Source organism: Megamonas sp., assembly GCF_986095205.1.
On the sequence record NZ_CFQVBI010000040.1, the window covers coordinates 1 to 13,163 of the forward strand.

Below are 13,163 nucleotides of genomic sequence, written 5' to 3' on the forward strand. Positions count from 1 at the left end.
GCTCTTTCTGGAAGTGGAGTATATTAATCATATATTATATGTTTATAGGTTTATATATTATATATTCATATATTATTTATATATAGTGTTTTCTCTTTGTTCTTTTTCCCTAATGTTTTATGGTATCAATTTTTTGTGTCCGGCTTCCAGCAGCTTTTTGTATTTGGTATCAAAAAGGCGTTCTTCAGAACATATCGAGCATGATAATTCGGTATCATTTCATCATGCCATGTTTACCCATCAATGCCGCAACTCCGAAAAGTACGGTATCAATTTCTTTCCCTATAGTTCTTATTGGGTTAGACAACAAGACGCATTAAAATGTATTCTCAAAGTGAGAATGTATTTTAATTTGCGTCATGTTTCCGCTTCTGCAATGCTTACTAAAGTGGAGTTACCTAAAAGGTAGTGGAACTTTACTAAGGATTGCAGAAGGGATAAAGAAACATACCTTAGAAGGGTGGGTGGGTTTACCGATAGCAAAACTATTGGAGCGTAACAAAGTGAAGCGATTAAGCCTTTTTGGTTCTTTTTTGGCGTTTGAAAAAAGAACTCCCCCCAATGAGGGGGGAAGGAACCTTTAAGCAACCTTTGTATTTTTCTCTTCTTCAACTTCTTCCACATCTAGCCTTATATTTAGATGCTGGGCTATGAATTTACTACCTTTAATAGCATCTGCCAATACAGTAAATAAAAATTTAGGTTCTTCTTTTATTGCTTTGCACCATGATTTTAAATAAGCCGCATTTTCTTCTCTGACGGTTACAGAAATACCCAAATATACACCAGACAAAGCCGATATTAATTCTGCTACAAGTTCTTCACGCCCATAATTGAATTTATCATTTTCATAAAATCCTTTTCGATTTAGTCTATTTTTAACACCTGTACTATGTCCCATTTCATGTAATTCTGTACCATAAAAACTTTCTCCGTCCTTAAATTGGCTCTTTAAAGGTAAAGTAATGCTATCATTTGATATTGAATAAAACGCACTATCACTAGAAACCGTTTGAATAGGACATACCCAATTTTGATTCTTATTCATTTCATCAAGTATTGGATTTACATACATTTCTTTCTCTTCTTGTGGCTGTTCCTCTCCTGAAAATTTAGCCTTTAATATATCCCATCTATTGGGATATTTTTCCGCAAAGTTTGTTTGGTCTAAATTAAAAACTTGGAAATATTTTGTATAAGCTGCTAAACGGTATTCTTTTTGTTCTTCTTCTGATAATTTGTTATATTCATCATATGAAATTTTTTCATTTGTCTGACGATGATAAGCACAAAATAATGTATAATAAACAGGAAAAGCAACAGCACCTTTTAGAACATTAATACCTTCGTTTCGTGCTTGATTGAATGTCAAAAAAACAGGAGTTTGATAATTATATTTTTCACACAAAAAATAAAGTAAAAAAGCGTTTCCACCACTATAAGTACGACCTGTTAAATTTTGTGGTAAAAAGTTCTGTTTAGAGTTGACTTTAGAGAACCAAGGTTTTTGCCAATTCATAGACAAGCTTTCAATTTTTTCAACCATAAGGTTTACAAACTTCTCTGCATTTTTATCAAAAGTAGATTTCATAATTTTGTTTGCTGTTCTTTATACTGGCAGCCAAACCAGCTTTAAAAGTTTATTTATCTCTTTATTTTCAATACTCAAAGATAGTAATTTTCTATAAATGTCGCAAATAATAAGACAATTATTTTTGTTAAAAATAGTTTATAATTGGCTGATTTTTAACGTATTATCTTTTCCCTAAAGTTTTATATATTTTGGGTGAGAGATAAGGTTTTATAAACGGAATATTCCCTTTAGGGAACATGAAGTCTATAAAACCGAATATCCAATGCCTTGCTTTTGTAGGTGCTTCATAGAAGCGGTGAAAAAAGCAAAGCATTGGATATACCTTAGAAGGGTGGGTGGGAAAATGCGTTAGGGATTGCAGCGGAAAGCCCACAGCGTAGCGAGGACTTGCAGCGAAAAGCCCGACCTGAAAGGTAACGCCCTATTTATTTCTTCTATTCATCAATCTTACTTTTTCATAACGTAAATACCTATACAAAGTAGCCTTACTTCCAATGTGTAAAATTCTACATATTTCATCTATAGAATAATCCCGATTTTCATATAAACGCTTTGCTGCTATAGCTTTTCTCTTTGCATCTTCCGATAACCCTATAGGTCGTCCCGTAAGTTTCCCTCGTTCTTTTGCAGCTTGTAATCCAGCCCTAGTTCGTTCTACTATTATTTCACGTTCATATTCAGCCAATGAAGCAAAAATTCCAAATTGACATCTTCCTAAAGCACTATTAGTATCAATACCATCAACTATGCTTTTGAATGCAATTTTTCTTTTCTGCAAACAATCAACTATATAAACTAAATCTTTCAAAGAACGTCCTAATCTATCTAGCTTCCAGATAACAAAAGTATCACCTTCTCGCAAATATGCAAGGGCTTTATCTAATTCGGGTCTATCCTTTACTCCTGATACTTTTTCCTCAAATATAAGTTTGCATCCGGCTTCTTTTAAAGCATCTAGCTGCAAATCTAAATTCTGTTCCCTCGTTGAAACACGAGCGTAGCCTATTATCTCCATTTTATTTAAATCCAAGTTTCATAAATTCAACTATTCGCGAAACTATTTTAAACTAGGGCTTTTTCCCCTGTTATTACCTCTAGTACTATTATAAATCAAAAGTACAGAAAAAGGGTCGATTAATGAAACTTTTAAATTTAAGAATATGAGTTATTCACAATTTATCATGGCTGTATTTGCCATTTATGTAGTTTACTATGCTGCAAACATTCTGTATGATGCTTTCCTAAAGCAAAGCAAAACCAATACAGGTGAAGAAGAAGAAATTATTTCAATAGGAGAGGAAGAAGAAATACCTCACAAAGTTGTAGATGAAGATTTTGAAACAGGCTCATACAAAAAAGAGGATGAAAAAAAAGAATCTGAACAGAATTATGTATCTGTAAATGAATCTATTGAAATGGAAGTTGAAACACAAGGTATTCCAATGGAACAACTTCTTGCTAAAGGGAAAAACATGTTTTCACACGTAAATTTTAACAAATAAACAACTAATTTTTATTCAAATGAAAAAGTTTTTTTCAAAAATTGCTCAAAGAGCATTCGCTTTAGCCATTAGCATAATGGTAGTAACTAACACTTTTGCACAAGGTGCTGCGGGAATTGATGCAGCTAGTTCTGAACTTGCAACCTACATGGACCCCCTAGGAAACATGATGATGATACTAGGAGGTCTAGTAGGATTAGTTGGAGCAGTGCGAGTTTATTTAAAATGGAACTCTGGTGACCAAGATGTACAAAAGGCTGTTATGGGCTGGATGGGGTCATGTATCTTTCTGGTTGTATCAGGTGTTGTCGTAAAAGCATTCTTCGGAATCTAATATGTCGAAAGAGTATCCAAGTTACAATGTATATAAGGGGCTACAAAAGCCCCTTATTTTCAAAGGATTTAAAGGCAAGTTCATATATATCGGTGGAGCTTGTATTATTAGTGCTTTACTTTTATGTGCTATTGTTTCTACTCTGGCTTCTTTTATGTGGGGAGGTATAACTCTTGTAATAGTTATGTTTGGAGGGTTAGGAATAACATCGCAATTACAAAGAAAAGGGCTTCACAGGAAAGATAAACGAAAAGGCATATATATAGTATCACGCACTTTTATAAGAGATAGAAAAAAATAAAGCTTATGAAAAAGAAAAGTGAATTTGAAGCTCCTTATATTGGTATTGAAACAATAGACAATACTCCTATATTTTATAACCGAAGGGGCGACTATTCTGTTATCATTAAATGTGAAAATCCTATAATACAGTATTCAGCAGATATGGATGCTTACTATGATTTTCACCACTTATTTACTAATATCCTCAAAGTATTAGGAACTGGATATACAATACAAAAACAGGATATTCTATGTAAAAAATCATTTTTACCACCCCAGAATAGGAAGAACGACTATTTATCAAATCGTTATTTTGAACATTTTAAAGGACGAATATATACTGATATTTCTACTTATCTTGTTATTACAGGAGAAGTAGAAAGGTCTAAATTCTTTTCTTTTGACCCTCGAAGGTTTGATACTTTTATTAGAAACATCACAAAAGTATTAGGACTATTCGCTAATAGAGGAATAAGAGCTAAACTATTAAATGAAAATGAAATAGAAATATATATAAAAAGATTTCTATCTATCAATTTCAATCAGCAAACAGTAAGCCTAAAAAATATCAAAGCAAGAGAAGAAAATCTTATAATTGGAGAAAAAAACGTACAGTGCATTTCTCTTGTAGATATTGACGAAGTTAATTTTCCTTCTATTATAAAACCATATAAAGAGGTCAATATTGGGCTAAGATTTCCTGTTGACTTACTCTCTTTTTTGCATGATACACCAAGTATAGACACAATTATCTATAATCAAGTAATAAATATTCCAGACCAACGAAACGAAGCAAACAAATTAGAAGGCAAAAAGAAAAAACATAAAGGAATGCCTGACCCTGCAAATGATTTATGTGTAGAAGACATAGAACGAGTGCAGTCGGATATTGCCAGAGAAGGGCAAATGCTTGTATATGCACATTATAATATCATTCTTGCTGGTCTTGATGATATTAGTAAGGCTATCAACTATGTTGAAACATCTCTTTTTGATTGTGGCATTATTATTAATAAACAATGCTTCAACCAATTAGAATTATTCGAATGTGCACTGCCAGGAAACGCAATCAACCTAAACAGTTATGACAAATTTCTAACAACTTCCGATGCTGCAATTTGTCTTTTGTTCAAGGAAAAATTACAAGTAACAGAAAACAGCCCTTTTCTTACTTATTTTACTGACAGACAAGGATTGCCTGTTGGAATAGATATGTCCGGGAAAGAAGGTGAGAAAAAATATACAAATAACTCCAACTTCTTTGTTTTAGGTCCAAGTGGTTCTGGTAAGTCTTTCTATGTCAACTCCAAAGTAAGACAATGGGTTTTAGATAACACTGATATTGTATTGGTAGATACAGGGCATAGTTATTCAGGAATGTGCGAATACTATCATGGCAAATACATTACTTATTCTGAAAGCAAGCCTATATCTATGAATCCTTTCCGAATTACTGAAGAAGAGTATAATGTAGAAAAGAAAAACTTTCTTAAATCATTAATTTTCCTGATATGGAAAGGTGCAAATGGTGAGGTCAAAAAGCAAGAAGAAGAAATTATGGATATTACCATAGAAAAATACTATTCTTTCTACTTTCATCCCTTTAATGGTTATTCAGATGCGGAAAAAGAAGCCATACGTGAAAATTTACTACTCGAATTTCAAGTCAATGAAGAAGAATTTGAAAACGAAAGGGAAAAAGAAGAACGCAAGATACTTTCCGAAAAAATAGAGAAATTACAGCAACTAGTAGAAAAAGGAGAAGGCGGAGAAAAAACCAACGCAGAAAAAGCGATACAAAACATTCTCATCGAAAAAGGCTTTACACGCCAAGAGCTTGATAATCCTGAAACTAGATTACTTTCTATAATAGAAAGACGAATCCAGAAGAAGGAAGATATATTGAAAGAAATAAAAGTTGAAAGCTTATCTTTTAACTCTTTCTACGAATTTTCCCTACGCATTATACCTATCATTTGCAAAGAGAACAAAATTGATTTTGATATTACTAACTATAAGTTTCTATTAAAAAAATTCTATAAAGGAGGACAGTTAGAAAAAACTCTTAATGAGGATTTTGACACTTCCCTTTTTGAAGAACCCTTTATAGTTTTTGAAATTGATGCAATTAAAGATGACCCTGAATTATTTCCAATAGTAACCTTAATTATTATGGACGTTTTTATTCAAAAAATGAGATTAAAAAAGAACAGAAAGGCATTAATAATTGAAGAAGCATGGAAAGCCATAGCTAGCCCAATGATGGCTGGCTATATACTCTATTTGTATAAAACAGTTCGTAAATTTTGGGGTATGGCAATGGTTGTTACTCAAGAACTGGAGGACATAATTAGTAATCCTGTAGTCAAAAACTCTATAATCAGCAACTCCGATATTATATGCCTATTAGACCAAAGTAAATTTATAGACAAATATCAAGAAATAGCAAATCTTTTATCCCTAACGGAAGTAAATCAAAAGCAAATATTTACCATAAATCAACTTCCCAATAAAGAAAACCGTAATCGGTTTAATGAAGTATTTATAAAAAGAGGAAATTATGGAAATGTATTTGGAGTAGAGGTTTCTCTACACGAATATTTCACATTTACTACAGAACGAATTGAAAAAGATGCTGTTGGATATTATCATATCATTTATGGTAGTTTCCAAACAGGATTGGATAATTTTATAATAGACCTAAAATCTTCCAAATTAAAAAATATGGATTGGGTTTTACAAGTCAATAAGGTACTGGGGTATCACTCCGATGATGGAAGCCTAAAAGATATACTTAACATCATAGGGGAACAACCATTATATAAGTATATCCTAGATAAATACAAATGGATTACAAACCGTTAAAGATAATATCATGAAGAAAATCCTATTTATTTTAGTGGTAGCATCTACTTTAACCCAAGTTGCATATTCGCAAAAGGCAGTCTTGGATATAACCTGTATGGAAACACTTATAGCTAATCATAAGGTGCAACATACTTCTTTCTCTAAAGTGAAAGAGAATGAAGCTCAAATAAGCCTTATACAAAAACAAATCAGTGAAAAAATGGTTCAGATTGAATTTTTCCAAAGCAAATTTTATAATAGCCTAAAATCTGTAGAAGCCATCATAAAAACAGGAAAAGATATTATCTACTGCACTGATATTGCAGCAGATATTGGTAAATATCAAAAACAAATGGTTGAACTTGCTGTAGGTGACCCGGCTTTATTATTGGTGTCAGCAAAAACAGAGCTAGAATTAGTTAATCGCACTGCGGATTTGACACAATACATTTATCAGGTCGCTATTGTCGGGACAGATGTAAACCTTATGGATAATAAGCAAAGAATAGACTTGCTTAAGTATGTTATTAATGAACTAAGAAACATGAGAGGTATAGCATACGCTGTATGCCGACAGATGAAAACAGCAAAAAGAAATGGAGTATTACAAACATTAGCTCCGGGGGTATTTAAATACAAAGATAATCGTTCAAAATTAGTTGATGATTTATTACAGAATTATAAAATAAAACCTAAAAGATAATATGAAAAGAGTGCTTTTATTTTTTTCCCTAATGTTGATTATTGGTACTTCTAATATCTATTCCCAAATGCCTGTAAAGGATAAAGGGAAATGGAGCGTACTTAATAATATGGAATTTATGGATAGAGTACGACTACAACCAGAATGGTATCATTACTGGATATGGTATAAAAAGGTTTTGGGTATTAAAATTCCTTTGCCGGGCTTAGGGTTACACGACAAATACGGGAAGGAAGATAGACGTAATTTCCAGTTACAAGAAATTCCCATGATGGCAGCCGTAGAGTACAATAAATCAGAAACAGAAAAAGAAGGGTATAATGTTGATACCATATATAGACAGGAACTCTTCAAATTTGGAGATAAAGAAATTGATTATCAATATACTTTAACTAAAAATCGTAGAAATGATATTCTTAATGATATAAATAAAAAACTTGTCGAATATTCTTCTAATGGCGGTAATAAAGAACATGTTGAAGTTATAACTGATGAAGTTACTAGAATAAAAAAGAACATAGATATAATCCATGATTCCCATATGAGTAACTCTAAAAAAAGGGAAGCCTATTTAGATTTTGATAAAGAACTAATAGAGGTTCTTTCATTAATAACAAGATTGAATAATATAAATAAAACAATAATGAGCCATGAATGAGTTAATAGATAAATTCTTATTTGAATTATTTGATGGACTAAGAGATAAAACAACTGTTCTATTCGGAGAATTTATTGCGGATGCACAAGCATTGGCAGCAATCTTTATGTTGTTATATTTTGGAGTAGAAAGCTTCAAAATGATGAGTGGAGATAAAAAATTAGAGATTATCCCGTTATTGCGTCCATTCGCACTGGGATTGGTTCTTATGTTCTGGATTCCCTTTATTAATCTAATCAGTTATCCCGGAGAGTTATTAACAGCACGAAGCAAGGCTATGTTTACGAATCAGATAGAAGAAGTAGAATTACTTTCTCGTAATAGATATGCACTCATTGATAGCGTAGCAGTAGAGTTATTACATACTTCATTAGAAGTTGAAAGAGCCGAAAATGAAGTTAAGGATAAGAAATGGTATGATTTTAGTATAGACTTCTCAGCTATTGGAGACAAGATAGCTGGATTATATGTATATGTAGTCGCTAAGGTTAAAATGATAATGTTTAATATCATTGAATTTATTGTCGTTACTTTTTGGCAAGTATGTACCTATTTTGTCTTTTTCCTACAAATCATATTCACAGGAATATTAGTTATTCTTGGTCCACTAGCTTTTGCATTCTCTGTTTTACCTGCATTTCGGGATGCTTATATACAATGGATAGCTCGTTTTGTCAGTGTTAGTTTATATTCATGTATTGCATATATAGTATTATCAATTTCTTTAGTAGTAATGCAATATGGGATAGAAAGAGAAATTGAAATTTTAGAATATGCGCTTAGAAATGAAGCTGCATTTGTCATGTATGTCGGAATGACCTCTGGAGGTGTCAATAGCTTCCTTCTTACAGCATTACTTGGAGCATTTGCCATGCTTACAATACCTTTTGTTTCTACATGGATTGTAAGTACAACTGGAGTAGGGCAAGCAGTTGGAGGCATGGTTGGAGGAGCAGCCATCGCAACCAAAGCTGTAGCAGCTCCGGCTACAGGTGGAGCCAGTGCAGCTATGTAAAAAGATTCATTAAATTTTAAATTCACATAATCATGATTATTAAAAACTTAGAAAATAAAATCAAATTAGCCGGAATTTTATCCATTGGCTGTTTTGCAACTAGTATAGTTATTTCAGGTATGGTACTAGCCTTTTGTTTCTCTTTAGTAAAAGCTGAAAGAAAAAAAATATATGTTTTGGATAATGATGTCCCTGTACTAGTAAAACAAACTGGTACAGAAGTCAACTTGGAAGTCGAATGTAAGAGCCACATAAATCTATTCCACACTTTATTTTTCACATTACCACCAGACGATGAATTTATAAAATACAACATGGAAAAAGCCATGTATCTAATTGATGATAGCGGATTAAAACAATATAATAATTTAAAAGAAAAAGGATATTTCAACACCATATTAGCGAGTTCTGCAACAGTAACAATTATGACAGATAGTATCAAGGTGGACATGAACAACCTATCTTTTGAGTACTATGGCATCCAACGTATAGAGCGAGAAACCTCTATTCTAAAAAGGCAACTTGTAACTACAGGGAAATTAAGACAAATTCCACGCACTGAAAATAATCCTCATGGACTTATTATCACAGATTGGAAAACGATACTCAACAAAGACCTAGATTATAAAGTAAAAAAGAATTTCTAATGAAACTGTTTAAACATAAAAAGAATGATAGAAAAGAAAGTATCAAGACTAAAGCCGAGCAAGCTACAGTTGTTCTTCTTACTAAAATATTTCAAAAGTTCGGAGTTAATAACGCTTGTGAACGCTTATTGGCGTGGGCTGATATACACCGTAAAGCTATGTTTGGAATTACGATTTCATTCCTTTCTTTCGTCACAATTCTATCATTAGTAATGCGTCCAGAAAGAAAGCCAATGCAAGTTTTCAACGAAGAAAAAAGCAAAGTACAAATTAACATTGATAGTACCCTACAAAAAAAACAAGTAGGAGTTCACGACTTGTTAGAAGTGATTAAAATGCAAAATGAAATTAATGAGCTAAGAAAAAATGGGAAATTAACTCCAGAAGACACTATACGAATAAAAAATTTATACAATAAATTAAATAAATAGCGTATGAAACAGATTGATATTAAAAAGCCTAAGTACATCATTCCGATACTCATCCTACCTTTTATTCTAGGGATAGGATGGCTAGTTAAGGATATGATAAACTCTGCCCCAGCAGAAGAAACTACATTAGTAGAAACGGAAGAATTAAATCTTGATATTCCTGATGCTAATTTAGAAAAAAGAGAGATAAAAAGTAAATTTGAATCACTCAAAGGAGCTTTCAATAAATCTTCTGATTATTCATCAATACAAACCATAGATAAAGAAGAAGAAGTTAGCGAAATTGAAAGTTCAGGTTCTCTTTACTCCAATGATGAAATAAGGCAAATTGACAGTTTAAATCAAGCTTCTAGAATCCGAGAAAAGGAATTGGAACAACAAATAAAAGGATTTCCTACTATAGATGAATCAAGTCAAACAGAAACTAGGAAAGCTCCTGAAAAATCCAAGATGCAAGAAGAAATGGAACTTTTTAAAATGCAAATGGCTTATATAGATTCATTACAAAATCCACGTCCTAGAACACCTCAAAAAAAACAAGATGAAAAGCCAAAAGAAAAGGCTATAGAAGTTGTAAAAGCGAAAAATCCCGCAGAAGTATATTTTAATACTGTAGGGAAAGAACAAAAAACTTCACTAATCACAGCTATATTAGATGAAACTTTAAAAGTAACAGATGGTAGCCGAGTACGCATACGGCTTCTAGATGATATAATGATTAATGACGCTCTTTTAACTAAAGGCACTTACCTATATGGGAATGTATCTGGCTTTAAAGCTCAAAGAGTACACATTAATATTTCCTCTATAATGGTTGATGGCAGACAAATGAAAGTAGATTTATCTGTATATGATAATGACGGACAAGAAGGTTTCTTTGTTCCTTCATCAGCTTTTAGAGATTTGAGTAAAGATGTTGGAGCGCAAATAGGAAGCCAAACTATACAAATGAACAGCCAATCAGAAGGAGTAGAACAATTCGCTTTAGGTGCTTTACAAGATGCTTACCGTAGTACAACCCAAGCTCTTTCCAAAAACATCAAAAAAAACAAAGCCAAATTAAAATATAACACACAAGTTTTTTTAGTAAACAACAAAGATAAAGAACAATAATATGAGAAAGATTTTTATTGCATTATGCACAATGGTTTCTGTTATTACAGGAAATGCACAGAACACCCCTATTGGAGAAAACATCGAGCTTGCAGGTGAAAACCCAGAAGAACTAAAGGTTATATATGTCAACAAAGATGTTTCAACGCATTTTATAGCTATGGAAGATATAAAATATGTTGATATATCAGTCAATGATATTGTTGGCGATATTCCTACTGGTAACTCTCTTAGAATAAAGCCCACAAAAGAAGGAGCTAGTGGAGTTATCACCATTGTTACAGAAAGATTTTTCGTACAATATATGCTAGTATATAGTAGCGATTTAGCAAAAGCATACACTCGCTTTAATATCCCTTATGCTGATTTACGTAGCTATATGAATCCAGAAGTGAACTTAACCAAAGCACAAATGTATGATTACGCACATAGAATGTTTATTTCAAAAAATAAATTCTATGATGTTTCCAGTAAAAGTAACCTAATGAAAATTGTACTAAACAATATCTACACATTAGATAAGTATTTCTTTATTGATATTTCTATGATTAATAAAACAAAAATACGATATGATATAGACCAAATACGCTTCAAAATAGAAGATAAAAAACAAACAAAGGCTACTAATTTTCAATCTATAGAAATACTTCCATTGATGCAAGTTAATAAGAATCTTGTTTTCAAGAAGAACTATCGAAATATTTTTGTCTTTGAAAAATTTACTTTCCCAGACGAAAAAGTTCTTACCATAGAAATATCTGAAAAACAGATTTCAGGACGTACTATAACATTAAGAATTGATTATGCAGACATTCTTCATGCAGATGCTTTTACTGAATAAAATTTTACGATTATGAAAAGAATAGCATTTCTTGTTATCACCTTATTTTTTTCCCTAAAGTCAATGGCTGGTGATGGTGATAAGTTTTTTAATATTTCAGGAGGTTGGCAATGGAAAAATACCGTCAATGCAGTTGTAGGGCTGGAGTTTGAAGGTAAATATCACAATGCTTATGAACTATATATTGATTTAGCTACAGCATATGATAAATGCCCGGTATGTAATAAGGTATGCTCTGATAGTTTCTGGAGCTATAAAACATTCGGCATAGGTGCAGCATATAAACCTACAATCTCACGAGGCAAAAACAGTAATTTAAGATGGCGGTTTGGAGCAGATTTAGGAGCTAACAGAAAAGGGTTTCAGGCTTCCATCGATATAGGTTTAGAATATAGCTATTCATTTAGAAATGGAATGCAAGTCTTTGTAATGCAAAAAAATGATTTTGTATTTTGGACACGTGACCATTTCCGAAATGGATTATTAGTAGGTGTCAAATTTCCAATAAATAAATAAGTATGAAAAAAATATATATAATTCTATTATCCATTATAGGGGTAATATCATCATGTACAAAACATGAAGATATTATAGACACATCATTACAGCCGGGTAGTATCTTATGTAGTGATGGAAGTATAGTGCATCCCTCGCTTTTTTCACCCAGTGAAAAAGAAGCCATTGGAGTTGTATTTTGGTGTAATGATGGGAATAATCCAAATATAAAAGAAACCGCTTATGCCGTTTCATTAGAAGATTTAGAAGAAAATCCTTTAATAGACACAGACGAGGATATAGCTAATGTTTCGGAAGATGAAAACAGCTTTGATGGAGCAGCTAATACTGCCGCAATAATGAACTTTGCTATAAAGGATAGTTTAGCTTATCCAGCAGCTCAAAAAGCTATAGAATATGCGCCAAAAGGTGTTACAGGTTGGTTTATTGGCTCTATCGCACAAAACAAAGCAATCTCTAACAATCTTGAAAAGGTATATTCTTCTTTCTCAATCATTGGAGGAACGCACTTTGATGGTTGGTACTGGAGTTCTACAGAAGATGGAGCAGGAAAAGATACTCCTAAAGTGTTTGCACTAATTTCTTCATTAACAAAAGGAAGAGCAACCAGTACAAGCAAAAGAAATTCATTTAAAATCAGACCTATTATAGCAATAAGATAATCATGAAAAAGAAAATAA

At 32.3% G+C, this 13,163-nt stretch carries 14 protein-coding genes; 12 read left to right on the forward strand and 2 right to left on the reverse strand.

Going from position 1 to position 13,163, the window contains the following annotated elements:
• Positions 1-580: 580 nt before the first annotated feature.
• Positions 581-1,591, reverse strand: a complete 1,011-nt coding sequence (locus tag AC5LAX_RS05955; RefSeq protein WP_005780952.1) for an ArdC family protein — start codon at positions 1,589-1,591, stop codon at positions 581-583.
• 424 nt (positions 1,592-2,015) lie between these two features.
• Complete coding sequence (locus AC5LAX_RS05960; RefSeq protein ID WP_229033911.1) at positions 2,016-2,624, reverse strand: recombinase family protein; 609 nt, start codon at positions 2,622-2,624, stop codon at positions 2,016-2,018.
• 130 nt (positions 2,625-2,754) lie between these two features.
• Here AC5LAX_RS05960 and AC5LAX_RS05965 point away from each other — a divergent pair, with 130 nt between their 5' ends.
• The 12 genes from AC5LAX_RS05965 (at position 2,755) to AC5LAX_RS06020 (ending at position 13,145) form a co-directional block, all read left to right on the forward strand.
• Positions 2,755-3,096 carry a hypothetical protein gene (locus tag AC5LAX_RS05965; protein WP_176800382.1) on the forward strand — a complete coding sequence of 114 codons (342 nt, stop codon included), beginning with the start codon at positions 2,755-2,757 and terminating at the stop codon, positions 3,094-3,096.
• A gap of 19 nt (positions 3,097-3,115) precedes the next feature.
• Positions 3,116-3,430, forward strand: a complete 315-nt coding sequence (locus AC5LAX_RS05970; RefSeq protein ID WP_004295370.1) for a DUF4134 domain-containing protein — start codon at positions 3,116-3,118, stop codon at positions 3,428-3,430.
• Between the two features lie 306 nt (positions 3,431-3,736).
• Entirely contained in the window at positions 3,737-6,577 is a 2,841-nt protein-coding gene (locus tag AC5LAX_RS05975; RefSeq protein ID WP_042994648.1) for a TraG/VirB4 family ATPase, read from the forward strand.
• Positions 6,578-6,674: 97 nt separating this feature from the next.
• Entirely contained in the window at positions 6,675-7,262 is a 588-nt protein-coding gene (locus AC5LAX_RS05980) for a hypothetical protein (RefSeq protein WP_493263802.1), read from the forward strand.
• A 1-nt stretch (position 7,263) separates the two neighbouring features.
• Positions 7,264-7,920, forward strand: coding sequence for a hypothetical protein (locus AC5LAX_RS05985; RefSeq protein ID WP_042994649.1), 657 nt, complete (start codon positions 7,264-7,266; stop codon positions 7,918-7,920).
• Positions 7,913-8,935 (forward strand): TraJ family protein, encoded by a 1,023-nt coding sequence (locus AC5LAX_RS05990; protein ID WP_007559121.1) that lies wholly within the window; start codon positions 7,913-7,915, stop codon positions 8,933-8,935. The genes AC5LAX_RS05985 and AC5LAX_RS05990 overlap by 8 nt, the downstream gene beginning before the upstream one ends.
• A gap of 32 nt (positions 8,936-8,967) precedes the next feature.
• Positions 8,968-9,582, forward strand: coding sequence for a conjugative transposon protein TraK (traK, locus tag AC5LAX_RS05995; RefSeq protein WP_005647312.1), 615 nt, complete (start codon positions 8,968-8,970; stop codon positions 9,580-9,582).
• Complete coding sequence (locus AC5LAX_RS06000) at positions 9,582-10,013, forward strand: hypothetical protein (RefSeq protein ID WP_007559125.1); 432 nt, start codon at positions 9,582-9,584, stop codon at positions 10,011-10,013. The genes traK and AC5LAX_RS06000 overlap by 1 nt, the downstream gene beginning before the upstream one ends.
• A gap of 3 nt (positions 10,014-10,016) precedes the next feature.
• Positions 10,017-11,126: a conjugative transposon protein TraM gene (gene traM / locus AC5LAX_RS06005; protein ID WP_007559128.1), complete on the forward strand. Its 1,110-nt coding sequence runs from the start codon at positions 10,017-10,019 to the stop codon at positions 11,124-11,126.
• Between the two features lies 1 nt (position 11,127).
• On the forward strand, positions 11,128-11,967 hold the full coding sequence (gene traN / locus AC5LAX_RS06010) for a conjugative transposon protein TraN (RefSeq protein WP_004295380.1): 840 nt from the start codon (positions 11,128-11,130) through the stop codon (positions 11,965-11,967).
• Between the two features lie 12 nt (positions 11,968-11,979).
• On the forward strand, positions 11,980-12,483 hold the full coding sequence (locus AC5LAX_RS06015) for a hypothetical protein (RefSeq protein ID WP_130061989.1): 504 nt from the start codon (positions 11,980-11,982) through the stop codon (positions 12,481-12,483).
• 2 nt (positions 12,484-12,485) lie between these two features.
• Positions 12,486-13,145: a hypothetical protein gene (locus AC5LAX_RS06020; protein ID WP_004295384.1), complete on the forward strand. Its 660-nt coding sequence runs from the start codon at positions 12,486-12,488 to the stop codon at positions 13,143-13,145.
• Positions 13,146-13,163: the final 18 nt, after the last annotated feature.